The organism is Arthrobacter parietis (assembly GCF_039530425.1).
GTDB classification, from domain to species: domain Bacteria; phylum Actinomycetota; class Actinomycetes; order Actinomycetales; family Micrococcaceae; genus Arthrobacter_D; species Arthrobacter_D parietis.
This window is the reverse complement of sequence record NZ_BAAAON010000001.1, coordinates 806,376-829,944: the sequence shown is the minus strand read 5'-3', so window position 1 is coordinate 829,944 and position 23,569 is coordinate 806,376. Positions and strand designations below refer to the sequence as shown.

The following is a 23,569-nucleotide window of genomic DNA, read 5'->3' as shown; positions in this document are numbered from 1 at the left end:
AGGTAGCCTTATTTGATGCGCACCCACCAGCTTGTTCAGTCATGGCTTGAGGAACAGCTTGCGGCCGGGCGCCTTGCCGTTGGGGACCGGCTGCCCGGTGAGCGCATGGTGGCGGAACAGTTGGGTATCTCGAGGGCGTCGGCCCGCGAGGGGATACGGGTGCTGGAGGCAATGGGGATTGTCCGGGCCGGCGTCGGATCCGGGCCGGGTGCCGGCACGGTGATCACTGCCAATCCCGGTGCCGCACTGGGCGCAGCACTTCGCCTGCACATGGCGACCTCGCACCTGCCGATCGAGGACATCGTCCAGACGCGCCTGCTTCTGGAAACCTGGGCGGCAGCCCATGCCAGGCCCGCAGCGCCCGCAATGGAGAATGCCGCGGCGCTCCTCGAGGCGATGGAGTCTTCAGCTCCGGACGAGAACGAATTCCTGCGTCTTGATGCGCTTTTTCACGTTGCTCTGGCTGACGCGGCCGGCAACGTGCTGATTGGCGCCATGATGTCTTCGCTCAGGGAATCCATTGAGGGCTACACGCTCCGCCTCACGCGCACCCTGCCTGATTGGGCGGCGACCTCTGCCCGCCTCCGCGCCGAGCATCGCGACATCCACAATGCAATCAGGAACGACGACGGCGCACTCGCTGCGGAGATGGTGGCGAACCATATCGAGGGCTTCTATAAAGAGGCCGGGTTCTCCGGGTCCTGATCGCTGGTCTTCCGCTACTGATCTTCCACTGCGTGGAGTCCACTCCGCCCGCGGACCTGACGCTGCGGTTCCGCCAGTTCCTCGATTGCGGCTTGCAGGTGCGAGCGTAGCTCGGGAGACAACAGTGCCTCATCCGATACCAGCGTGCGCTCGATGTTGCGGCCCTTCTCCAGCGTCGCGAGACCTTTTTCGGTGATGCGGACTGTCTGGCTGCGGCGATCGTCATCCCCGCGGGTACGTTCAATATGCCCCTTGGCCTCAAGCCGATTGAGGGTCTTTCCAATTGTCTGAGCCTGCACATGCACCAGTTCGGCGAGCTGCGCCTGCCGGAGCGGCCCGTAACCTGCCAGTACGGCCAGGGCAGTGAACCCGGCGTGGGTGACGTCCAGTTCAGCCAGGCGTTGGTTCCACGATTGCTCAACGAGCCGCGCTGCTGTCGTGAGAAGCCGGCCTGTCGACCAGGCTGAAAGATCGGGCATGCGCTGTCACCTTCCCTGTCGATTCATTTATCCATCTAATCATCAGCTTACTTATGATTGCTGTGGAATCAACCGTGCAGGGCGGGAAAGGTAGCTGTCAAGCCTCAGGAATTTGAGAGGAGTGCCCTCAGGACAGCTTCGGAAGCGTCAGCCGCGTACCCTGCTGCACCGTCCATGGCGGCCGCAATTGAAGGAGCGGCGTCCGCCAAACTACGAGCCTGCACTACTCCGTGGGCTGCCAGATCGGCGTCGGACAGCGTGATGCGCCCGGCAACTGCAAGTACCGGCAGGCCGAGATCCCGTGCGCGGTCCGCCAACCCGAGCGGAGCCTTTCCGAATTGCGATTGCGCGTCGAGTGAACCTTCACCGGTGAGCACCACATCAGCGTGAGCGAGCTTTCCGTCCAGCCCGGTGAGGCCGGCAACCAGCTCAAAGCCAGGCTCCAGCGAGGCTTTTGTGCAGGCCAGGAAGGCGGCAGGGAACCCACCGGCGGCTCCTGCGCCGGGCTGCTGAACGTCCACCCCCGTGGTGTTTTCCAGAAGTTGTGCCCATCGGGTCAGTGCGGCGTCGAGCTCCGTGCGGAGGCCGGCGTCGGCACCTTTTTGCCCGCCGAACACGTGCGCAGCACCGTCGGGGCCGAAGAGCGGATTCTGTACGTCGACGGCGATCCGCAGCCGGACACGGTGAAGACGGGGATCCAGGCCGGAGAGGTCCAGGGCCGCCGCGCGTGCCAGAGCCAGCCCGCCCAGGGGAAGTTCCCCGCCGTCGTCGTCAAGGATCTTGGCGCCCAGGGCACGCAGGGCGCCCGAGCCGCCGTCGGTCATCGCCGACCCGCCCACGCCCAGCACAATCTCCGTGGCGCCGGCATCGAGAGCAGCAGCCAGCAGCTCACCGCTGCCGTAGCAGTGGGCCGAACCGGCCGTGGCTCCGCTAGGCGTGATGAACTCGAGCCCACTTGCACGGGCCGTCTCGATGACGGCCGTAAAACCGGTGAGCGCCCAGGGGGCGTCCACCCAGTCGGTCAGCGGTCCGCGGACCCTGGTCTGCCGCCTGTCGCCTCCGGCAGCGAGGACGGCCTCGAGGGTTCCCTCACCGCCGTCCGCGATGGGCTGCAGGGTGAGGTGCGCATCCGGCAGTACGCGGCGGACGCCGGCGGCCATCGCTTCGGCGGCTTCGGCTCCGGTCAGCGTGCCCTTGAATTTGTCCGGTGCTATCAGGATTCTCATGGCGCCGGGCTAAGCTCCTGCGGATTCGCGGATGATGACTTCTCCGGGGATCGGTGCCGGAGGCGCCTTGTCAGGATCCAGTGCAAGGTTCGCCGCCTCTTCACCCAGCTGCTCGAGAGGTAGGTGCACGGTGGTCAACGCGGGGAAGTAGTCGCGCAGGGTAGGGATGTCATCGAAGCCGGTCACCAGGGCATCCGCGGGGACCGAAACGCCCAGGGCGCGCAGGCCGGCGATCGCGCCGATTGCCATCACGTCATTCACCGCCAGCAGGCAAACGCCGCGTTCCCCCTTGAGCTCGTCCCAGCAGCGTTGCGCGGCGTCGAAGCCGCCCTCACGGTCGAACCCACTGACGACGACGGCGGCAGGCTCCAGCCCCGCTGCCTTCAGTGCGCGGGTGAAGCCGGAGACGCGGTCCCGTGCGGTATTCAGTTCGGTGGGCCCGGCCAGGATGGCGAACCGCGTGACTCCGAGCGAGACGAGTGAAGCTACGAGGTCCGCCGCGCCGTCGGCATTGCCCACCGGTACGGTCAGTCCGGAGCCGGGGGAGCCGCCGATGGTCACGACGCGCCCGCCGTTCTGCTGGTACCGGGCCAGCTCGTGCTCAAGCTCGGGATCTGCCTGTGCCCGGCGGGAGCCGGCCAGGATGATGGCGTCGGTGCGATGGGAGGCGAAGGCGGCGACGGCGTCGTGCTCCGCGCTTTCCGAAGGATCGGTGCTGGCCAGCAGCACCTGGCGCCGATAGTTCCGCGCCGCGTGCTGGACGCCGCGGGCAATGGAGGAGAAGTAGGGGTCCGAGATGTCGTGCACAACGAGTCCAACTAGGCCCGTGGAGGAGCGGGCGAGGGCCTGGGCCTGCGCGTTGGGCACGTACCCGAGTTCGAGAGCGGCGGCGCGGACCCGCACGGCGATCTCCTCGGCAGGGCGGCGGGAGGAGCCGTTCAGCACGCGGGATGCCGTGGCCAGGGAAACTCCGGCATGGCTGGCCACACCGGACAGGGTTACAGCGGCCACCGGGCTCCTTCGCGTAGTACATGCTCCCGCTGGGTGTGCGGCAAGCGACCTTCGGTGCGGTCGGAAGCTCACTCAGCGGGGAGGGGTTGACGTGGTCTCGATCACTACCCTATATTGGAAAGCGCTTTCCACCAACATTCTTTCCTCTTCGGGAGTAAACGTGACTGAGACCAAGACCATCCGCATCGCGATGAATGGCATCACCGGCCGGATGGGGTACCGGCAGCACCTGCTGCGCTCGATCCTGCCCATCCGCGAGCAGGGTGGCGTCACCCTTGCGGACGGGTCAAAGGTGCAGGTTGAGCCCATCCTCGTAGGACGCAACGAAGCGAAGATCCGCGACCTGGCCCAGCAGCACAAGGTTGAGCACTGGACCACGGACCTGGACGGGATCATTGCGGACCCCACCGTCGACGTCGTTTTCGATGCCTCCATGACCTCGCTGCGGGCCGCAACGCTCAAGAAGGCCATGGCTGCCGGCAAGCACATCTACACCGAGAAGCCCACGGCCGAGACCCTCGCCGAGGCCGTAGAGCTGGCGCAGATCGCCCAGGAAGCCGGGGTTACCGCCGGCGTTGTCCACGACAAGCTGTACCTGCCCGGCCTGGTGAAGCTGCGCCGCCTGGTGGATGAAGGCTTCTTCGGCCGTATCCTGTCCCTGCGCGGCGAGTTCGGCTACTGGGTCTTCGAGGGTGACCACCAGGCGGCCCAGCGCCCCTCGTGGAACTACCGCAAGGAAGACGGCGGCGGCATGACCACTGACATGTTCTGCCACTGGAACTACGTGCTCGAGGGCATCATCGGCAAGGTCAAGACCGTCAACGCCAACACCGTCACCCACATCCCCGCCCGCTGGGATGAGCAGGGCAAGGAATACAAGGCAACCGCCGACGACGCCGCGTACGGAATCTTCGAACTGGAGACACCTGCGGGGGAGCCTGTGCTGGCGCAGATCAACTCCTCCTGGGCGGTCCGCGTCTACCGGGACGAACTGGTTGAGTTCCAGATCGACGGAACCCACGGTTCAGCGGTTGCCGGGCTCAACAAGTGCGTTGCCCAGCAGCGGGCCCACACCCCCAAGCCGGTGTGGAACCCGGATCTTCCCGTCACGGAGTCCTTCCGCGACCAGTGGCAGGAAGTACCCGCGAACGCCGAGCTGGATAACGGCTTCAAGCTGCAGTGGGAAGAGTTCCTCCGCGACGTCTCCGCCGGCCGCGAGCACCGCTTCGGTTTGCTGTCCGCAGCCCGCGGCGTCCAGCTCGCCGAGCTCGGCCTGCAGTCCTCCGCTGAGCGCCGTACTCTCGACATCCCGGAGATCACGCTATGACCTCGCTCTACCTCCCCACTGCGGCCGGTTCGCTGGAGCGCTACGAACTCGCACCCGCTCGGGAATGGGCCAAGCCAGCGGCGCCGCTCACCGCCCGGCACGCGTACGCGGCTGCACACGTTATTCCTGAGGTCACCGCCGACAACACTCCCGGTGCGCCCGCGGTCCTCGACTGGGACACCACGCTCGCCTACCGTCGGGAACTCTGGTCCTACGGGCTCGGCGTCGCCGACGCCATGGACACCGCGCAGCGGGGCATGGGCCTCGACTGGGCGGCCACGCAGGAACTGATCCGCCGCTCCGGTGCGGAGGCTGCCGCCGTCGTCGGTTCGAATGCGGACGCTACGCGCGGCAAGACCGTCCGGGACCTGCTTGCCTGCGGTGCCGGCACCGATCAGCTGTCCATCGCGGACCTGCCGTCGGGGCGGGCCGGGCTGAACGCCGTCGTCGAGGCCTACCGCGAGCAGATCAAGGTGGTGTCCGACGCCGGCGCGAAGGTCATCCTCATGGCCTCGCGTGCGCTCGCCGCTGTGGCGCAGAGCCCGGCGGATTACCAGTACGTTTACGGGATCCTGCTGGCCGAGGCCGATGAGCCGGTCATCCTGCACTGGCTCGGCACCATGTTCGATCCGGCGCTGGACGGCTACTGGGGCAGCAACGACGTTTCCGCTGCGACCGAGATCTTCCTGGACCTCATCCGCGCGCAGCCCGAGAAGGTGGACGGCGTCAAGGTGTCCCTGCTCGATGCCGCCCACGAGACCGCCCTGCGCGCGGCCCTTCCGGCGAGCGTGCGGCTCTACACGGGCGACGACTTCAACTACCCCGAGCTCATCCACGGCGACGGCACGCATTACTCGGATGCGCTGCTGGGCATCTTCGCGGCGATCTACCCTGCCGCGTCGGCAGCCCTGCAGGCGTACGACGACGGCGATGCGGACCGTGGGCGCGCAATCCTGGACTCGACCCGGGAACTCGGCAAGCAGATCTTCAGTTCGCCGACGTTCTACTACAAGACCGGTGTCGCCTTCCTGTCTTGGGTCAATGGGCATCAGCCCGGATTCCAGATGGTCGGCGGCCTGCACTCCGGGCGCTCAGCGCTCCATCTAGCCGAAACCTTTCGCCTTGCCGACAAGGCCGGGCTGCTCGCTGATCCGGACGTCGCCGCGCACCGCTTCGAGTGGCTGCTCGCGAGCTATGGGGTGGGCGCATGAGCCGCCTCTCGCTGAACACGGCGACCACGAAGAACATCACCCTGGCGGAGGCGGTTGCGTTGTCCGCCGACGCCGGGCTGACGCACATCGGGCTGTGGCGGGACCGCGTGGCGGAAGCCGGGGTGGACAAGGCCGCGCGGCTCGTTTCCGAAGCCGGACTGTCCGTCTCAAGCCTGTGCCGCGGCGGGTTCCTGACCGCCGCGGATGAAGCGGGCCAGGCAGCTGCCCTTGCCGACAACACGCAGGCGATCGTCGAAGCGGCAACGCTGGGCACCCGTGAGCTGATCATGGTGGTGGGTGGACTGCCCGCTGCCGGTTCGCTCGCCGGCGGCACTGCCGTCGACCCTTCGGCGCCCGGCGCCAAGGACGTGGCCGCCGCACGCCGGCGGGTTGCCGACCGCATCGCCGAGCTGGTTCCGGTGGCGCAGGAGCATGACGTCCGCCTGGTTCTCGAGCCGCTGCACCCGATGTATGCGGCGGACCGCGCGGTGCTCTCGACGTTAGGCCAGGCGCTGGATCTGGCAGCCCCGTTCCCGGCGGAGACTGTCGGCGTGGTCGTGGATACTTTCCATGTGTGGTGGGATCCGGCGCTCGAGTCCTCGATCCAGCGTGCCGGGGCCGAGGGACGTCTTGCGTCGTACCAGGTGTGCGACTGGAACCTGCCCATCGCAGCTGATGCGCTGCTTTCCCGCGGGTACATGGGGGACGGCTACATCGACTTCGAGACGATCACCCGCTGGGTTGCCGCGACCGGGTATGCAGGGCCTGTTGAGGTGGAGATCTTCAACCGGGAGATCTGGGATGCGCCGGCCGCTTCAGTGCTGGCGACGGTGAAGGCCCGGTACGAGTCCCTGGTGGAGCCCTACCTCTAGGCTGAACGGCCTCGCTGGGGCGGGTTGTCGGCCTCAATGGGGCAAAAGCGCCGGTAACGTGCAGGATCGTGGTGTCGTCACCACGTTCCTGCACCTTTCCGGCGCTTCTGTGTGTCACTAGGCTGGGCGTATGAGTGGAAGCGACGTGCTGGTTGAGGCCTTCGGGCGAATCCCTGACGCGGTGTCCCGGGCGGTGGACGGGCTCGACGCCGGACAACTGGCCTACCGGCCAACGCTTGGCGACAGTTCGGGCTCGCCCGGGAACAGCGTCGCCTGGCTGATCTGGCACCTCACCCGGGTGCAGGACAACCACCTGGCCGACGCCGCTGATCGCGACGAATTGTGGCTCGCCGACGGCTGGGCGGAGAAGTTCGGTCTCAACCTGCCGCGGGAGGACACCGGCTACGGGCACACGTCCGATGACGTGGACAAGGTCCGTGTTGACTCCGCGGAGCTGCTCGTCGAGTACCACCGGGCGGTACACGTTCGCAGCATGAAGTTCGTCGAGGGATTGAGCGAGACGGATCTCGACCGCATCATCGACACTTCGTGGGACCCACCGGTCACCCTTCGAGTGCGGCTGGTCAGCGTCATCGAGGACTGCCTGCAGCACGCGGGACAGGCTGCCTACCTTCGCGGCTTACTCGCCCGGGCTGGTTAGGACTAGTTTCTCCAGCCGCTCCAGTCCTTCAGCCGCTCAGCCGCTCAACCGGTGCAAAAGTGCCGGGAAGGTGCAGAAACGTAGGGTCGTCCCCACGTTTCTGCAGTTCCCCGGCACTTTTGCGTTCAGCTCCGGTCAGCTCAGCCGGTGGGGGTAACCAGCAGCAACGTCGCGAGCAGCGTCATGGAACCAGCAGTGTCACGGGGCCAGACCCGTCACCCGCAGCGTGATGTTCAGCCGGCCGTCGAGACCCAGTATCGGGTCGGCCGTTCCCGGAAACGTCTTCATCACGCCGTGGTACGCCAGCCGCGACTCGCCGCCAAACACAAACAGGTCACCCGACTCCAGCCGCACGTCGGTCCACGGCTTGTTCCGGTTCTCGGTGTTACCGAACCGGAAGACACAGCTGTCCCCGATGCTCAGTGAGACCACAGGATTAAGGGACTTCTCCTCCTTGTCCTGGTGCATGCCCATTTTCGCCGCGGAATCGTAGAAGTTGATCAGGGCGGCGTCGGGGTTGTAGGCATCATCGCGGGAACCGTACGCCGCTTCGACGGCGTCCCGCCCCAACCCAGCCAACCAGGAAGGAAACGGAGCAACAGGGCCGCCGCCGACGTCGTCGGCTGTTTTGGTGTACCGGTAAGGAACCCAGTGCCAGCCAAGGCAGACCGTCTGAACCGACATCCGGGATCCGTTGGGCATGCGCGTATGCCGCATCGGTACCGGCCCTGCAGCCCAGTCGCGGCATGCCGTCACGAGCTCCCGCTGTCGGTCCAGGCTCACCCAGTCCGGGACGTGCACGGCACCGGGAGCGACGACGGCGGGATCACGCGGCAAGAGAGTGGCCATGGGAACATTCTGGTCCATTGAGTGTCCGAGCGGCGGGGGATACGCTCGCTTCCACCGGCACGCCAGGACGAGAAGTCATGCCCAACAGAGAGGCTCGTCGTTCCGCCAGGTCAGAAGGAAAGCTCCTCACGCAGATAGTGCAGCTGCGCAGCAACCGAATGCTCCGCTGCGCGGCGCACCGAAGGGTCAACCTCGGCGTACACCCGGTCGGTGACGGAGCCGACGTCGGCACTCCCAACTGAGAGGCCAAGGGTCAGGAGCGCAGCGCGCACCTGATCAAGCCGCTCCAAACGATGCATCCGGTACGCGCGGACAACGTCTCCGAGGTTCGGGAGCGTCGGTCCGTGCGCCGGCAGGACGGCGGGAGCGCCCAAAGACTCAAGCACGTCCAGGGACCGGAGGTAGTCACCAAGCGTGCCGTCGGGGTAGCTCAGCACGGTGGTACCGCGGCCGAGGATAGTGTCTCCCGTGAGGACGGAGCCGTTGGGGCCGTCGTCGGGCAGGTGGAAGCACCCCGAATCCGCGGTGTGCCCGGGAGTCGCGAGGACGCTGATCCGCACCCCGGCAGCGGAAAGAACCTCGCCGTCAGCCAGTGAGTTTCCGCCGTGACAGTAGGCAGAATCGAAGGCGCGAACCGGCGCCCCGGTCAGCTCATGAAACCGGGCGCTGGCCTCCGTGTGATCCCGGTGATGGTGGGTGATGAGCACCAGCTCCACCGGCCCGCAGGACTGCAGCGCGGCAAGGTGGGCCTCGTCCAGCGGACCTGGATCGACCACGACCACCCCTCGCGAATCCGGCGCCGAAAGAACGTAGGAGTTGGTGCCGTCCAGGCTCATCGGTCCGGGGTTCGGAGCGAGGCGATACCGTGTGAGCGGTCCGCTGGAGGTCAGCGTGCTGGAGGTGGGCCCGCCGTCGGCTGAGAACACCGGCTACCGGACTGTCTCGCGTACCTCGCCGAACGGCACTTCAGCGGAGACCTCGGCCTGTGTGTCAGGGCCGAGGTCGGTAGTGATCAGGACACCGTGCTCGCCTCCGGCCACGGACTGCTTGAGGACGGGCATGAGCGCAGCGGCCGTGCTGTCGTCGAGTCCTGCGAGGTACGCGCGGTAGGACTCGGGGAGATCTGAGTAATCGGTCATGGTTCCCAAACTACGCCCGCGCACGTCCCGCAACAACCGCCGAACCTCCGCGTCCGGAACCTGATCGAAGCTGCGGTAGGCGCTGCCGACGGCGGGCAGATCGGGCGCAGACCAGAGGTTCACCAGCTCGTCAACCGACGCCTGGATTGTTCCCGCAGCGGAGCCAAGGAAGACGGGTGCAGCGGCGATAATCCGGCCGGCTCCGGCTTTCCGGAGCGCCGCAACCGCGGCGAGCATCGTGGCTCCGGTGGCAACGCCGTCGTCAATGATCACCACCGTTGCCGCGCTGACCTCCAACGGGCCCAGCCCCTCCCGGTACAGCCGTTCGCGACGCACGAGTTCTTCCTGCTCACGCTCTGCAACCCGCGCGAATACCGCGTCGGCATTCCTGACATCGGCCAGAACCTTCGCATTACGGACGGTTTCCATGGCGCCGCCAATCGAGGCCACCGCGCCCATTGCCAGTTCAGGACATTCAGGGACGCCCACCTTGCGCACCATCACGACGTCGAGGGGCGCGCCAAGCGCCTCTGCCACACACACGGCCACCGGGACACCGCCGCGTGGAAGCGCCAGAACAACAGGGTTCAGCTGTGCCGCGATTGGGTGCACCGCGATCGCGAGTTGCCGGCCCGCATCCGCGCGGTCGGCGTATCTGTGTGGTTCCTCGTGAGCTTGCTTCATCGTGGGCGCCGGTCGTGAGGGGGTCTTTCATTCGAGCTTAGAGGATGATAAACCGGCAGTAGCCTTAGCAATCCAAGTCAGACGAAACCGAAGAGCAGGAATAGCAGGAGAAATAACAGGAGAGAGGTACGTCATGGCAGAGCGGGGAAACACAACCCACGGTCCGCAGGTGGACGACCAGATGAAGCACGAAACCCAGGGTTTGGTGCAGGGCAACCACCCAACCAGGGCAGAGGACTGGCGGGAAACCGAAACCGTGGATGACAGCGACAGCACCGAGGCGGACGATCAGCCCGTCTATGTTTCGCAGGATGATGACCGCAACGCTGATGAGGAGGCGCAGTGACCAATACCCTGCACACGCTTGCAGATGTCTATCGGAAGCCCGGGCCCTGGGTAACCATCTACACGGATGCGAGCACCGGGAATGTCGATTCGCTTCATGCCGACGACGTCCGGCCCGAAAACATCGCCTCGGCACTTGAGGAGGCAGGGGCCACCAAGGATGACCGCAAGGCCGTCGCGGAGGCGCTCCGCCGGTCCGCGAAGGGCCTGCCGGATCCCGTGGCGCGGCTGATCGTGGTGGCGAATGGTTCGGTGGAACTGGATGAGTTCCTGCCCGGGCCTCTCGCCCTGCCGGAGTTTACTTCGGTCAACGAGGTGCCGAACCTGTGCCCGCTGCTGTGGCACCGTCCGGACGACTTCGCTTACGTTGTGGCTGAAGTGGGGCGCGACGGCGGTGAGATCCACCTGCGCCGCGCAAACGGACTGCAGGATGACAGCATGACCCACATCGAGGGAGACACGGAGAACCTCAAAAAGGTTCCGAGCGGCGGTTGGTCGCAGGGCCGCTACCAGCACCGCACCGAGAACATCTGGAAGGCGAATGCTGCTGACATCTCCGGGGAAATCGACAAGGTTGTCCGCAGCTGCCGCGCCAGGCTTCTGGTTGTCGCAGGGGACATCCGTGCCCGCAACCTCGTGGCCGAACAGCTCAGCGAGCAGTCCAAGGACATCCTCACCGTCGTCGAAAGCCATAGCCGTACGGAGGGAGCGGACAAGGAAGCGTATGCACAGGAGATCAACAAACGGGTAGCGGAATGCATTGCGCGCCGGCAGGCGCAGCTGCTGGAACGGCTGAACAACCAGAAGGGACGCGCAAACCCGGAGTCAACCGAAGGCATCGGCTCGGTGGTGCATGCGCTGCAGCAGGCGCAGGTCGACACTCTCCTCCTGGAAAGCCAGGGCCTCAACGGTCACCGGCTGCTGGCCCTGGGCTCGGAGCCGTGGACCGCCGAGATCGACGGCGAAACCGCTGGCGCCCCCGTGCTGGGTGAGGTGCCGGCGCCGTCGTCGTTGTTGCGTGCTGCGGTACTGACCGACGCCGAAGTGGCGCTGTTCCCCTCCGGCGCGCTCGACGGCGGACCGGTGGCGGCGTTGCTGCGCTGGCCAGTCGGGCCAACGGTACCGACAGCCGGCTGATGGCGGACCGGCTGGTAGCTGACGGCGTTGTTGAACGGTTGGCGGCGTGGGGCGTCGATCGCGTGTTCGGTTACAGCGGTGACGGGATCAACCCGGTGCTCGGCGCGCTTCGGCGCGCCGGGTCACCGGAGTTCATCCAGGCCCGCCACGAGGAGAACGCCGCCTTCATGGCGGTTGGCCATGCCAAGTACACCGGCCGCGTTGGCGTGGTGCTCTCCACGCAGGGCCCGGGAGCCGTGCACCTGCTCAACGGCCTGTATGACGCCCGGATGGACAGCGTGCCCGTGGTTGCATTGGTGGGGCAGCAGAGCCAGACCGTACTGGGTTCTGCGTACCAGCAGGAAATCGACCTGCAGAGCCTGTTCAAGGATGTTGCCTCCGGTTTCCGTCAGCAGGTCAACAGCCCGGACCAGGCGCCCATGGTGATCGACCGCGCCTTCAAGGCAGCGCTCGCAACCCGGTCTCCCGCCGTCGTCATCCTGCCCCACGACGTGCAGCAGGAGCCTGCACCCGAACTGGAACACGAGCACGGAGTGATCCCGTCCGCTCCGCTGTGGAGCCGTGGGACTGTGATCCCGCAGGATCAGGACGTGCACGACGCCGCCGCCCTCCTCAACGCGGGATCAAAACTTGCGCTGCTTGTCGGGCAGGGCGCGCGGGGTGCGCAGGCGGAGGTGGCGGCACTCGCTGAGAAGCTGGGCGCCGCCGTCGTAACCAGCCTGCTCGGCAAACTGTACGTCGACGAGACCATGCCGTGGGCGGCGGGCACCATGGGCCATCTGGGGACCAGCGCCAGCGGATGGGCCATGGCCAACTGCGACTCCCTGCTGATCATCGGATCCAACGACCCATGGACGGAGTTCTATCCGCCGCCGGGAGCCGCCCGCGCGGTGCAGATCGACAGTGACGCCAAGGCCATCGGAAACCGCTACCCCGTGGAGGTGGCGGTGACGGGGGACGCCGCCGAGTCACTCCGGGCGCTGCTGCCGCTTGTCCACGAGCGTCTCGGGTGGCGGGGCGAGGTCGAACGCCACGTCGACGCGTGGCGGACTCTTTCCGAAGCGAGGGCCTTCACCGCTGCCAGCCCCGTGAACCCTGAGCGGGCCATCCGTGAGCTGAACGGGCGGCTCCCCGGGAACGCACAGGTGGCGGTCGACGTCGGCAGTTGCGTCTATTGGTACGCGCGGCAGCTGCACCTGCCGCCGGGAGTGCCGGCACATCTTTCCAGCACGCTCGCGAGCATGGGTTGCGGTCTTCCATACGGCCTGGCGGCAAAGCTCTCTGCGCCGGACCGGCCGCTGGTGGTACTCACCGGCGACGGCGGCTTCCAGATGACCGGGATGGCGGAACTCATCACCGTCAGCCGGCTTTGGAAGTCCTGGACAAACCCGGTCTTTGCCATCTGCATCCTCAACAACCGTGACCTGGCCGAAGTCAGCTGGGAACAGCGGGAAACCGAATCTGAACCGCGCTTCGGGGACAGCCAGGAACTGCCTGACGTGGACTACTCGGGGTACGCAAAGTTGCTCGGCCTGGACGGGGAGCGGGTTGAGTCTGCTGATGGCGTCGGGCCGGCCTGGGACCGCGCGCTTGCCGCTGACCGTCCCTATGTGCTGGATATCCGCACGGACGCCGATGTGCCGCTGCTTCCGCCTTTCCCCGCCGGCCAGGAACTGGCCAAATCAATGGAAGAGGCGCTGGAAACGGAGGGAAACTCCCACGCCCTGGAGTTGCTCCGCGAGTACGTCAGGCTGGAGGCGGAGTCGCAGCCCCGGGACTGAGCTACGCCCGTCGCTCCCGCCGGTAGTTGCGGAACGTCAGCAACAGGCGATGCGCCGTGATGACGAGCGCGAGCCACGCCAGTCCCAGCGTCCACGCCACGGCGACATCGGTGACCCAGTGGTGCCCCAGGTAGACACGCGTGAGTCCCATGATGAAGGCAAAGAGGACGGCGGCAGTAATGGTCAGCGCCCGCGCCCGCTTTGAATGCTGGCGCAGCACCAGCAGGTACGCGGTGATCCCCGAAATGACGACTGCGTTCAGGGTGTGACCGCTGGGGAATGACGGTGACATCTCGAACGGCGGCACCGCGTATTGGAGGTCGGGCCGCAGCCGCCCGATGGCATCCTTGCCGAGGACCGTCATCAGCAGGGAACCTCCCGCGGCGACAACCATGAGAATCAGCGGCGTGACGGACCGGCGGACCAGGGTCAGCGCGAGTACTGCACAGGTAGCAAGGATGGGCATGCCGATCGGTCCGCCCAGATGGGTGAACGCTGTGGCCGCACCATTGAGCCAGGGCTCGCGCAGCTCAAGCGCGGCGTTGAGTGCAGGCCGGTCCAGGGCGGCGATCCCGTCCTCCTCCACCACCGCCTCGTAAACCTCCGCGGACGCAACCGTGAGGGACACAGCAGCGCCGATGCCCACCACGAGCAGCAGCAACAGCGCCCAGCGCGGCCCGATCCACTGCGCCACACTCCGGACGCACGTGACGAGGAACCGGCCGAGCGGGGTAGTCCACCGGGTAAGGTCTCGCGTGCCGACGTGATGGTCTTCGTTCTCCGGGTCCTGGAATGACATCCTTCGAGGTTAGCAACGCGGCCCGAACCCTGCAGGGCTGCGAAAGCGCCGGGCGTAGGCTGGCCACCATGTACACACCGGTCCAGAACCTGCTGCGCGGACTGCCCGTCTTCCCCACAGACATGGCCTCATTCAACACTGCTGCCGCCCCGAATTCTCCGCTGGACCTGTTCACCGACTGGCTCAGCGCCGCGATCGACGGCGGAGTCCCCGCTCCGCACACAGTCACCGTTTCAACGACCGACGACGACGGCCATCCCGCCGCCCGCGTTGTCATCCTCAAGGACCTCGACCAGCGCGGCTTTTCCTTCGCGACCAGCAGCGAAAGCCCGAAAGGCCGACAGCTGCGGAATACACCGCATGCCGCCCTGACTTTCTTCTGGCAGTCAGTCGGCAGGCAGGTCCGCGTCAGTGGCACCGTGACGCCAGGAACGGCGGCAGAGAACGACGCCGACTTCCGCCGTCGTCATCCCAGCGCACGTGCCCTGGTGCTCGCCGGCGAGCAAAGCGCAACTATCCGGCCCTCAGAGTCCGTGAGCGCCGCCGTCGAACGCGAACTGGAAGGGATCGAGGACAAGGGCTCTGCGACGTGGACTGTCTATACGGTGGCACCTGAGCGCGTCGAGTTCTGGCAGGCGGACCCGGAGCGGCGCCATACCCGCCTGCTCTACGTGCGCAGCGGCGAGGGCTGGCGGCGCGAGCTCCTCTGGCCCTGAAGTTTTGTGCACCTCCGGTGACTCCACTTCGACGGAAGTCACCGGAGGTGCACAAAACTTCCGGTTGAACGCTAGTGGCCGAAGGAGTCGGAGTCCGTGATGTCGCCCTCGCCGGTGTCCAGAGCCGAGAGGAACTCGACTTCGTCCTGGGTGAGTTCGAACCCGAACAGGTTGATGTTCTGCTTGATGCGCAGTGGATTGGCGGACTTCGGGATGGCCACCAGTCCCAGCTGAATGTGCCAGCGCAGCACAATCTGCGCCGGAGTCATGCCGTACTTGTCCGCAAGCTGATCCACGGCGGTACTCTGCAGCAGGTCACTGCCCTTGCCCAATGGGCTCCATGACTCGGTCACGATCCCGTGCTTCGAGTGGAAGTGCCGTGAGTCCGGCCGCGTGTGGCGCGGGTCGAGCTGGATCTGGTTGACCTCCGGAACGAGACCCGCGTCGAGGACCCGCTCGAGATGGGCGGGCTTGAAGTTGGAGACGCCGAAGGCCCGGATCAGGCCTTCCTCCCGCAACCCGGCGAGTCCTTTGACCGCGTCCACGTAGCGGTCCTGCTCCGGGTTGGGCCAGTGCACCAGCAGCAGGTCGATGTAATCGACGCCCAGCCGGGCCGCACTCTGCTCGAAGGCTTTCCGGACGCCGTCCACGCCGTGCCACTGCTTGTTGAATTTGGTGGTGATGAAGACCTGGTCCCGCTCAATCCCGGACCGCCGGATTCCTTCCCCGACCCCGGCCTCGTTGCCGTAGTTCTCCGCGGTGTCGAAGAGGCGATACCCGACGGACACTGCATGCTCGACGGCGGTGGCCGCCTCCTCATCATCAAGCGGCCAGGTGCCGAGACCGAGCACCGGAATGGATGCACCGCTGAGGAGCTCTATGGTTGGTGCCGCTGCGTCAGTCATGTTCTCCTCGTATCGTTCGGGTGTGCAACTTCTTCCCAGCTTTCTAGCTGGGACCGTGATGCGTCAATCCGGCGACCGATTATGGCCGGGAGAAACGGTGGTGCCGGAAGGAACCTGAGGGCAGACTGGGACCGTGAGTCAAGGCCACAGCCCCTGGGTGCTGCACGTCGATCTGGACCAGTTCATTGCCGCCGTCGAAGTGTTGCGGCGGCCCGAGCTGGCGGGCAAACCGGTGATCGTGGGCGGCCGCGGAGATCCGACCGAGCGGGCCGTGGTCTCCACCGCGTCCTACGAGGCTCGTGCGTTCGGGGTTGGGTCCGGCATGCCCCTGCGCATCGCAGCCCGGAAAGTGCCCGACGCCGTGATTCTGCCGGTGGACTCCGAGGCGTATCTGGCCGCTTCCGACACCGTTATGGCGGCGCTGCGGGCCCAACCGGAGGCCACCGTTCAGGTGTTGGGGTGGGACGAAGCCTTCGTCGGTGTGACAACCGATGAACCCGAAACCTACGCGCGGCGGGTGCAGCAGGCGGTGCTGGACGCTTCGAAGCTGCACTGCAGCGTGGGGGTCGGAGACACTCTGGTGCGGGCTAAGGTTGCTACCGGGTTCGCCAAACCCGCCGGCGTCTTCCGTCTCACGAAGGAGAACTGGCTGGAGGTGATGGGCAGCCGGCCAACCATTGACCTGTGGGGCGTGGGACCGAAAGTATCCCGCCGCCTCGCGACGCTCAACATCACAACGGTTGCTGAGCTCGCCGCCTCCAATCCGGGTGACCTCGTTCCTGAGTTCGGCCCGAAGATGGGTCCCTGGTACGCGCAGCTGGGACGCGGGGACGGCGAGCGGGTGGTTGATGACACCCCGTGGGTTGCCCGTGGGCACAGCAGGGAAACGACCTACCAACAGGATCTGACCGAGCCTGCACAGGTGGATGACGCCGTACGGGAACTCGTGGCCCGCGTGCTTGAGGATGTCATCGCCGAGGGCCGGCCGGTGATCGGGCTGACCCTCAAGGTGCGGTACGCGCCCTTTTTCACCAAGACGTACGCCAAGCGAATCCACGAGACGTTCGACCGTGACCTCGTGCTTGCCGGTGCGTTTGACCTTGTTGCGAAGATCGAGCCCGACCGGCCGATCCGGCTACTTGGTTTCCGGGCCGAAATGTCCATGCCGGAGGAAGCCCGGAAGGGACATACGCCAACGCGCAGCGGTTGGTGAGTGCGCCGCCGTCGTGCGCTTGACCTGGAGCCTGCTCCTTCAACAGCAGCGGCTCCCCGGAAGCGGAAGCAACCGGGGAGCCGCTGGTCATGCGATCGAGCGAAGGTAACTAGGAAACCGTGACCGGTTCCTTGCGCTCGGAAACGCCGCGTACCGCTGCGTCGAACTCGGCTTCGATCTCCGCGTTCGGCTTCCAGGTCAGGCGGCTGATTACGACGGCGACAATCAGGTTGGCGAAGAACGCCGGCACGATCTCATACATCGTGGCCGCCAGCGGGGAGTTGCCCCAGGCGAAGACGACGACGGCGCCGACGATCATCCCGGACAGCGCGCCCGGCATGGTTAGCTTCCGCCAGAAGAGCGAGAGCAGCACGGTGGGGCCGAAGGACGCACCGAAGCCTGCCCAGGCGAAGGCGACGAGCGCGAGGATCGATTCGTTGCGGCCCGAGGCGAGGACGATCGCGACGATCGCGACCACCAGCACGCCGAGACGGCCGAGGATGACCCCCTGCTTGGCTGTCAGGTTCCGCTTCGAGACCATGTTGTAGAGGTCCTCAACGAGCGCGGAGGAGCACACGACGAGCTGCGAGGAGATGGTGCTCATGATCGCTGCGAGGACGGCCGCGAGGACAATGCCTGCCACGAAGGGGTGGAAGAACGCCTGCGACAGCGCCAGGAACACGGCCTCGGGGTCCTCGAGCGTCAGCTGCGGGTTCTGCTCGAAGTACGCGATGCCCACAAGGGCGGTGGCAACGGCGCCGAGAACGGTGAGGATCATCCAGCTGATGCCGATCCGGCGGCCGGCCGTGGCATCCTGCGGGGAACGCAGCGCCATGAAGCGGACGATGATGTGCGGCTGGCCGAAGTAGCCAAGGCCCCACGCTGCGGCGGAGATGATGGCGAGGATGGACCCGCCGGCTACGAACTCGAGCATCGACGGATCGATGGCGCGGATGGAGTCGGTCAGTCCGGTGAATCCGCCAACCTGAACGAACCCGATAATCGGAACGACGATCAGCGCAATGAGCATGAGGATTCCCTGCGCCACGTCAGTGAAGGTGGCTCCCATGAATCCGCCGAACAGCGTGTAGGAGATGGTGACCGCTGCAACCAGGATCATGCCGAGGGTGTAGCTGGAGTTGAAGGAGGACTCGAAGAAGACACCGCCTGCAACCATGCCCGAGGACACGTAGAACGTGAAGAACACCAGAATGATGACGCCGGAGACAACGCGGAGAACGCGTGAGCGGTCCTTAAGCCGGTTTTCCAGGAAGCTCGGCACGGTGATCGAGTTGTTGGACACCTCGGTGTAGCTGCGCAGCCGCGGAGCCACGAACTTCCAGTTCAGCCAGGCTCCGATGGTCAGGCCAATGGCAATCCAGACCTCAATCAGGCCGGACAGGTAGATAGCGCCGGGCAGTCCGAGCAGCAGCCACCCCGACATATCGGAGGCGCCGGCGCTGAGCGCAGCTACCCCGGGCTTGAGGCCGCGGCCGGCGAGCATGTAATCATCGAGATCGGACGTTTTCCGGTACGCGTACCAGCCGATTCCCAGCATGGCGGCCATGTAGAGCGCCATGGCAAGGTATTGGAAGGTCTGGTCAGTCATGGGTTCCTTTCACAGAATTCTTGGAACTGGCTGAGTGCAGCCGCCCACTATTCCAAGCCCGCACCCAGTTTGGCTAATAAAGTGACCTGGTTCACCATGGTTTCTGCACAAAAAAGAGAAGTTACCCGCGGGTAATATAGGACAATGCACCTGTTATTTCGGACCCTCTGGCTTCTGTTTGCCTCACGCCGCCGGGCGAAGGTGAGCATCTGGGATTCAACCTCCCTCCCGCAACGCGTTCAATTGACGGACATCGACATTGCGATGCACGTGAACAACGGCATGTACCTCTCCCTGATGGACCTGGGCAGGTTCGACCTCATGATCAGGAGTGGCATCTGGAAGCTCATGCGGCGGAAGGGTTGGACGCCCGTGGTCAACGCCGAGACAATCACTTTCCGGAAGTCACTCCAGCTCGGTCAGCGCTACACCATCGAGACGCGAATCATGGGCTTCGATGAGCGCGCCATCTACTTTGAGCAGCGCATGGTGCATGGCGGCGAGATCTACGCCCGTGCGTACATTGCCACCCGCCTGCTCAGCTCAAACGGGCCGGTGTCAAATGCTGAAATCTTCGAAGCGATGGGCAATCCGCCGGCGGACATGGCGCTTCCGGAGTGGATTCATGAGTGGCGCATCAATACCGCGCTCCCCAGCACCCGGCGTCCTGCCCTCCACGACTGGGTTCGGTAATTTTCAGCGGTAGTTCCGGTGCAGATTTTCTCCGCCGGCTGTGCCCACCGGGTGATCGGCAATCCAGGGGCCGGTTCCTTCGGACTGGTCAAGGACGCCCTCTTCAAGCCACGTATGGCGGCCATCGAGCACCTTCCCCGCGAGGCGCGTGTCCGCGTTGTCAGTGTTCCTCCACAGGTCGGTGAAAAGCTGCTCGATCCGCATCCGTGCTTGCCGACAGAACACCTCGGCAAGCTCGCCTGCCTCCCGCCGGCCCTCCCCCTCAAGGTGCTTGGCATGGGAGCACGTAGCCGCCATCGCAAACAGTTCCGCTCCAATGTCCACAATCCTTCCGAGGAACACCTGCCGGTGCTCAAGCTTCGCCTGCCACCGCGCCATGCCGAGGAAGGTGTGGCGGGCAAGGCGCCGGGATGACCGCTCAACGTAACGCACATGCCCGGCGAGCCGTCCGAAATCGGAGTAGGAGCGCGGCGACAAGCCGGGCCCGGCAAGAAGGCGCGGGAGCCACCCCGCGTAGAAACTGCTGGCGCCCGCCGCCGCCTTCGCCTTCGCTTTGAGGTCAGCGTCCGACGACGCCAGGTCACCTGCCGCCGCAAGGTGCGCGTCGACTGCCTCACGGGCGATGAGCAAGTGCATGATCTCCGAGGAACCTTCGAAGATCCGGTTGATGCGCAAGTCCCGCAGCTGCTGTTCCACCGGGACGGCCCGTTCCCCGCGCGCCTTGAGGGAAGCTGCGCTCTCATAACCTCGACCGCCGCGGATCTGCATCAGTTCATCAGCGATCCGGTAGGCCATTTCGCTGGACCACAGTTTCGCCAAGGCAGCTTCAATACGAACATCTTTCTGCCCGGAATCAGCAAGTGCCGCGGAGAGTTCGAAGACGGACTCGAGGGCGAAAGCGGTTGCCGCGATGAAGGAAATCTTCTGTGCGACTGCCTCGTGCCTGCCGATGGGCCGGCCCCACTGGACGCGTTCGCTTGACCATTCACGCGCAATCTTCAGCGACCACTTGCCTGCGGCCGCGCAATTAGCGGGGATGGAGAGCCGCCCGGTGTTCAGGGTGGTGAGCGCAATCTTGAGTCCCTGGCCTTCCCTGCCCAGCCGGTTCCCGATTGGAATTTTGACGTTCTCGAACCGGGTAACACCGTTCTCTATGCCGCGCAGGCCCATGAAGGCATTCCGATGCGTCACCGTGATCCCTGCGGCGTCCGCCTCCACGACGAAAGCGGAGATGCCTCCCCGACCGCCGCTGTGCGGAGGCACCTTCGCCATCACCACGATCAGCTCGGCAATCACTCCGTTGGTGGTCCAGAGTTTGCTGCCGTTGAGGACGTAGGTGCCGTCGTCGTCGTTACGGGTTGCTGTTGCGTTCATGCGGGCGGGGTCGGATCCGACGTCCGGCTCCGTGAGCAGGAAGGCCGAAATTGCGCCGGTTGCGCAACGGGGGAGGTACTCCTGCTTTTGCTCGTCGGTGCCGAACATACGCACGGGTTCAGGCACTCCGATGGACTGGTGCGCTGAGATCAGCGCACCGAGGCTTGGGTGAACGGAGGTGAGCAGCATCAGTGCGCGCCCGTAGTAGGCCAGTGACAGGCCCAGACCACCGTATTCCTTGGGAATCTTGATGCCGAAAACGCCGAGTCCGGCGAGGTCCCGAAGGTACTCGTCCGGGATTTGCGAGTCCCCCTCGATTCGCTGACCGTCCATCGTGGCCAGCAGCGAGGTGAGCTGTGCGAGGAACTCCTCGCCGTCGTCGTCGTCGGCATGTGAAGAAGTGGGGTGCGGATGAATGAGGGAGATGTCGCAGCGGCCCAGATAGAGGCCTTTTGCGAAGCTGGGCCGGTTCCATTCCGTTTCCCGGGCGGATTCTGCCACCTCCCGGGACGTGCGCTCGTTGACGTTGTCCTGAAGTGCTTCGGCGCTCATGGCAGCCCCCTTCAACGGCAGGCTCCGCCAGCCGGAACCCGGCCATGGGTAAATGCTACTCCCCAGTAGGAAAACGGAATCCTACCGTCACAATCCGAGTTAAAAGAACGGTCCTTATCATTTCCCAAGGAATGTCCAAGGTGCACGACGCAACCTTTCTGAACCGAGCCGGTAGTAAGCATGGTTTCGGTCTCACACGAGGGAGCTCACAATGTCAATCCATCAACCGGCGGCTGGTCCCGCCACGGGGCGCCGCACGCATCATCCCAAGAAAGTCACTGCCTCGGTGTTGGCAGGCGCGATGCTGGTCGTTGCGCTTGCACCGCTGGCAGCCGCACCGGCGAATGCCGCCCTGTCCGGCGTAGGGCCGGTCAGCACTGAACACGGTTTTCCGGAGTGGTACGACGACGGCGACGTGAAACTCGCACTCTGCTACGTCGACGGCTGCCTCGAAACCCTTCCTGACCCCACCGCAGCACCTGTCCAACCGAACTTCCCCGGCGAGGCGTTCTGGTTCGCTGCCGGTGCAACGGTCGGAGATATCGGCTCATACGAAGCGGCGCTGGAAGCAGCGCATGCCAATGAGGAAGCCATCGACGGCGACCAGATCGGGTTTGCCCGGCTCCGGTTCCGGTTCAACGGTCTTCAACCCAACACGGCCTACACCATCACCCACCCCTACGGTGTGGATGTCTTGACCACCGACGCCCTGGGCGGGATCAATGTCACCGAAGATGCTGGCGAGTGCCAGCCGGGAGACGCCTGTAACTGGGCGGGCGTGGGCAACGCATTCCTTGGTGATGCGGCAGGGCAATCAGCGAAGTTCCTGACACAGGTCGGAGCGCCGGCAGGCACCCTCGGAAGCATCGAAACGGCCCGGCGCGTCACGGGTTCCGTTCTCAACACCAACTTTGTCTCGGTGGTGGGTCCGGAAGGCGAAGTAGGCAGGACTGAGCTGTTCACAGTGCAGGGCCTGATTGCCAACGTTGATACCGGTGCTCCATCCACGCCGAACCTGGCCGACGCCAGCGATAGCGGATCATCAAACACGGACGGCATCACCAGCGACACCACACCAACGTTGAACGGCACGGCTCCGGCTGGTGCAACAACAGTTGAAGTCCTGATTGACGGTGCGTCAGTAGGCACCGCCACCGTAGCCGCCGGTGCCTACTCGTTCACAACCGCAATGCTTGCCGATGGCCAGCACACGGTGCAGGCGCAGGTAGCCACCACAACAGATCCGGACGGATTGGCCACGTCGGGAACTATGAGGGTCACAGTGGACACCGCGGCGCCGACCACCACGATTGTTTCCCCGTTCCCCTCGAGCCCGGGTGCGGACACTACGCCGACCTTCAATTTCTCGAGCAACGAGCCAACGGCTACGTTCGAATGTGCGCTGACACCGTCGAACGCCATCTTCACGGCGTGCACCAGCCCCAAGACCTGGGACCAGCAGCTCAGCGGATCCCATCGGTTCGACGTGCGGGCAACAGACCGCGCCGGTAATCTTGGGGCGGCCGCAACACGCACCATTCAGATCGGCACCACAGCAACGCCACCGCCTCCTGCCGGCACCGCCGAGCAAAAGGACATGAACGGAGACGGCAATCCCGACATCGTGGCTCGTGACTCCAGCGGCCGCCTGTACCTTTACCCCTCAACTGCCACCGGCGGTTTCGGGGCCCGGGTCCTGATCGGCACCGGGTGGGGTTCAATGAACGCCATCCTGCAGCCGGGTGATTTCAACGGCGACCGGCATTCGGACATCATGGCCCGGGACACCTCCGGACGGCTCTGGCTCTACGCCGGTACCGGCACCGGCAGAATCACTAATGGCGTCCAGATCGGCCAGGGGTGGCAGGGGATGACCGCACTGGTCACGCCCGGTAACTTCAATGGCACTGGCGGGGTAGATCTGCTGGCCCGTGACGGCGCCGGACGGCTCTTCCTCTACCCGGGCAACGGCAACGGCACCTGGGGCACACGCACTCAGCCCGGCAGTGGATGGAATGGCATGACAGCCATCGTCGGAACCGGCGACTTCAGCGGTGACGCCAGGGCAGACCTGTTTGCCCGCGATGCCAGCGGAAGGCTCTACCTGTACCGCGGAAACGGCACCGGAGGATTCCTTTCCCGCCTTGTCTACGGAACCGGTTGGAACGCCATGACCGGTCTGACGGCACCGGGCGCCTTTGGATCCGGGGCCACCCGGGACCTGATCGCGCGGGACACCGCCGGAGTGCTGTGGCTCTACAACGGAAATGGTGCCGGCGGC

General features: G+C 65.4%; 22 protein-coding genes. 12 read left to right on the top strand and 10 right to left on the bottom strand.

Going from position 1 to position 23,569, the window contains the following annotated elements; translation table 11 throughout:
• Window positions 1-15 precede the first annotated feature (15 nt).
• Window positions 16-705, top strand: coding sequence for a FadR/GntR family transcriptional regulator (locus ABFX19_RS03885; protein ID WP_346027547.1), 690 nt, complete (start codon window positions 16-18; stop codon window positions 703-705).
• A 14-nt stretch (window positions 706-719) separates the two neighbouring features.
• Here the strand turns inward: ABFX19_RS03885 and ABFX19_RS03880 are convergent, their stop codons facing one another.
• The 3 genes from ABFX19_RS03880 to ABFX19_RS03870 form a co-directional block, all read right to left on the bottom strand.
• Entirely contained in the window at window positions 720-1,184 is a 465-nt protein-coding gene (locus ABFX19_RS03880; RefSeq protein WP_346027546.1) for a MarR family winged helix-turn-helix transcriptional regulator, read from the bottom strand.
• Between the two features lie 104 nt (window positions 1,185-1,288).
• Window positions 1,289-2,410, bottom strand: coding sequence for a glycerate kinase (locus tag ABFX19_RS03875; RefSeq protein ID WP_346027545.1), 1,122 nt, complete (start codon window positions 2,408-2,410; stop codon window positions 1,289-1,291).
• 9 nt (window positions 2,411-2,419) lie between these two features.
• A complete protein-coding gene (locus tag ABFX19_RS03870) occupies window positions 2,420-3,421 on the bottom strand; it encodes a LacI family DNA-binding transcriptional regulator (RefSeq protein WP_346027544.1) in 1,002 nt (333 codons plus the stop codon).
• Between the two features lie 190 nt (window positions 3,422-3,611).
• Here ABFX19_RS03870 and ABFX19_RS03865 point away from each other — a divergent pair, with 190 nt between their 5' ends.
• The 4 genes from ABFX19_RS03865 (at window position 3,612) to ABFX19_RS03850 (ending at window position 7,492) form a co-directional block, all read left to right on the top strand.
• Window positions 3,612-4,748 carry a Gfo/Idh/MocA family protein gene (locus tag ABFX19_RS03865; RefSeq protein ID WP_346028036.1) on the top strand — a complete coding sequence of 379 codons (1,137 nt, stop codon included), beginning with the start codon at window positions 3,612-3,614 and terminating at the stop codon, window positions 4,746-4,748.
• The gene (locus ABFX19_RS03860; protein ID WP_346027543.1) at window positions 4,745-5,959 is read left to right on the top strand and encodes a dihydrodipicolinate synthase family protein; all 1,215 of its coding nucleotides are present in this window, start codon (window positions 4,745-4,747) and stop codon (window positions 5,957-5,959) included. Before ABFX19_RS03865 ends, ABFX19_RS03860 begins: the two co-directional genes overlap by 4 nt.
• On the top strand, window positions 5,956-6,831 hold the full coding sequence (locus ABFX19_RS03855; RefSeq protein WP_346027542.1) for a sugar phosphate isomerase/epimerase family protein: 876 nt from the start codon (window positions 5,956-5,958) through the stop codon (window positions 6,829-6,831). Before ABFX19_RS03860 ends, ABFX19_RS03855 begins: the two co-directional genes overlap by 4 nt.
• Window positions 6,832-6,961: 130 nt before the next feature.
• Window positions 6,962-7,492: a mycothiol transferase gene (locus tag ABFX19_RS03850; RefSeq protein WP_346027541.1), complete on the top strand. Its 531-nt coding sequence runs from the start codon at window positions 6,962-6,964 to the stop codon at window positions 7,490-7,492.
• Window positions 7,493-7,690: 198 nt separating this feature from the next.
• On the opposite strand, the gene ABFX19_RS03845 is transcribed toward ABFX19_RS03850, so the two are convergent.
• The 3 genes from ABFX19_RS03845 to ABFX19_RS03835 all read right to left on the bottom strand — a co-directional run bounded on the left by ABFX19_RS03845 (window position 7,691) and on the right by ABFX19_RS03835 (window position 10,164).
• The gene (locus tag ABFX19_RS03845; protein ID WP_346027540.1) at window positions 7,691-8,341 is read right to left on the bottom strand and encodes an alpha-ketoglutarate-dependent dioxygenase AlkB family protein; all 651 of its coding nucleotides are present in this window, start codon (window positions 8,339-8,341) and stop codon (window positions 7,691-7,693) included.
• 110 nt (window positions 8,342-8,451) lie between these two features.
• The gene (locus ABFX19_RS03840; RefSeq protein WP_346027539.1) at window positions 8,452-9,177 is read right to left on the bottom strand and encodes an MBL fold metallo-hydrolase; all 726 of its coding nucleotides are present in this window, start codon (window positions 9,175-9,177) and stop codon (window positions 8,452-8,454) included.
• 93 nt (window positions 9,178-9,270) lie between these two features.
• Entirely contained in the window at window positions 9,271-10,164 is an 894-nt protein-coding gene (locus tag ABFX19_RS03835; protein ID WP_346027538.1) for a phosphoribosyltransferase, read from the bottom strand.
• 133 nt (window positions 10,165-10,297) lie between these two features.
• On the opposite strand from ABFX19_RS03835, the gene ABFX19_RS03830 reads away from it, so the two are divergent.
• The 3 genes from ABFX19_RS03830 to ABFX19_RS03820 are packed head-to-tail and all read left to right on the top strand — an operon-like array spanning window position 10,298 to window position 13,427.
• On the top strand, window positions 10,298-10,510 hold the full coding sequence (locus ABFX19_RS03830) for a hypothetical protein (RefSeq protein ID WP_277359882.1): 213 nt from the start codon (window positions 10,298-10,300) through the stop codon (window positions 10,508-10,510).
• Window positions 10,507-11,646, top strand: a complete 1,140-nt coding sequence (locus ABFX19_RS03825) for a baeRF2 domain-containing protein (protein WP_346027537.1) — start codon at window positions 10,507-10,509, stop codon at window positions 11,644-11,646. Before ABFX19_RS03830 ends, ABFX19_RS03825 begins: the two co-directional genes overlap by 4 nt.
• Window positions 11,646-13,427 (top strand): thiamine pyrophosphate-requiring protein, encoded by a 1,782-nt coding sequence (locus tag ABFX19_RS03820; protein ID WP_346027536.1) that lies wholly within the window; start codon window positions 11,646-11,648, stop codon window positions 13,425-13,427. Before ABFX19_RS03825 ends, ABFX19_RS03820 begins: the two co-directional genes overlap by 1 nt.
• Window position 13,428: 1 nt before the next feature.
• Here ABFX19_RS03820 and ABFX19_RS03815 read toward each other — a convergent pair whose 3' ends face one another.
• Entirely contained in the window at window positions 13,429-14,226 is a 798-nt protein-coding gene (locus ABFX19_RS03815) for a phosphatase PAP2 family protein (protein WP_277358688.1), read from the bottom strand.
• A gap of 68 nt (window positions 14,227-14,294) precedes the next feature.
• On the opposite strand from ABFX19_RS03815, the gene ABFX19_RS03810 reads away from it, so the two are divergent.
• On the top strand, window positions 14,295-14,942 hold the full coding sequence (locus ABFX19_RS03810) for a pyridoxine/pyridoxamine 5'-phosphate oxidase (protein WP_346027535.1): 648 nt from the start codon (window positions 14,295-14,297) through the stop codon (window positions 14,940-14,942).
• Between the two features lie 71 nt (window positions 14,943-15,013).
• On the opposite strand, the gene ABFX19_RS03805 is transcribed toward ABFX19_RS03810, so the two are convergent.
• Entirely contained in the window at window positions 15,014-15,847 is an 834-nt protein-coding gene (locus ABFX19_RS03805; RefSeq protein ID WP_346027534.1) for an aldo/keto reductase, read from the bottom strand.
• Window positions 15,848-15,980: 133 nt separating this feature from the next.
• Between ABFX19_RS03805 and ABFX19_RS03800 the strand changes: the two genes are divergently transcribed.
• Complete coding sequence (locus tag ABFX19_RS03800) at window positions 15,981-17,060, top strand: DNA polymerase IV (RefSeq protein ID WP_487046887.1); 1,080 nt, start codon at window positions 15,981-15,983, stop codon at window positions 17,058-17,060.
• A gap of 109 nt (window positions 17,061-17,169) precedes the next feature.
• Here ABFX19_RS03800 and putP read toward each other — a convergent pair whose 3' ends face one another.
• Window positions 17,170-18,669 carry a sodium/proline symporter PutP gene (gene putP / locus ABFX19_RS03795; RefSeq protein WP_346027533.1) on the bottom strand — a complete coding sequence of 500 codons (1,500 nt, stop codon included), beginning with the start codon at window positions 18,667-18,669 and terminating at the stop codon, window positions 17,170-17,172.
• A 144-nt stretch (window positions 18,670-18,813) separates the two neighbouring features.
• Here putP and ABFX19_RS03790 point away from each other — a divergent pair, with 144 nt between their 5' ends.
• Window positions 18,814-19,362 (top strand): acyl-CoA thioesterase, encoded by a 549-nt coding sequence (locus tag ABFX19_RS03790; protein WP_346027532.1) that lies wholly within the window; start codon window positions 18,814-18,816, stop codon window positions 19,360-19,362.
• A 3-nt stretch (window positions 19,363-19,365) separates the two neighbouring features.
• On the opposite strand, the gene ABFX19_RS03785 is transcribed toward ABFX19_RS03790, so the two are convergent.
• A complete protein-coding gene (locus ABFX19_RS03785) occupies window positions 19,366-21,288 on the bottom strand; it encodes an acyl-CoA dehydrogenase family protein (RefSeq protein ID WP_346027531.1) in 1,923 nt (640 codons plus the stop codon).
• A gap of 211 nt (window positions 21,289-21,499) precedes the next feature.
• Between ABFX19_RS03785 and ABFX19_RS03780 the strand changes: the two genes are divergently transcribed.
• On the top strand, window positions 21,500-23,569 hold a 2,070-nt coding region (locus ABFX19_RS03780; protein ID WP_346027530.1), incomplete at its 3' end, for an FG-GAP-like repeat-containing protein.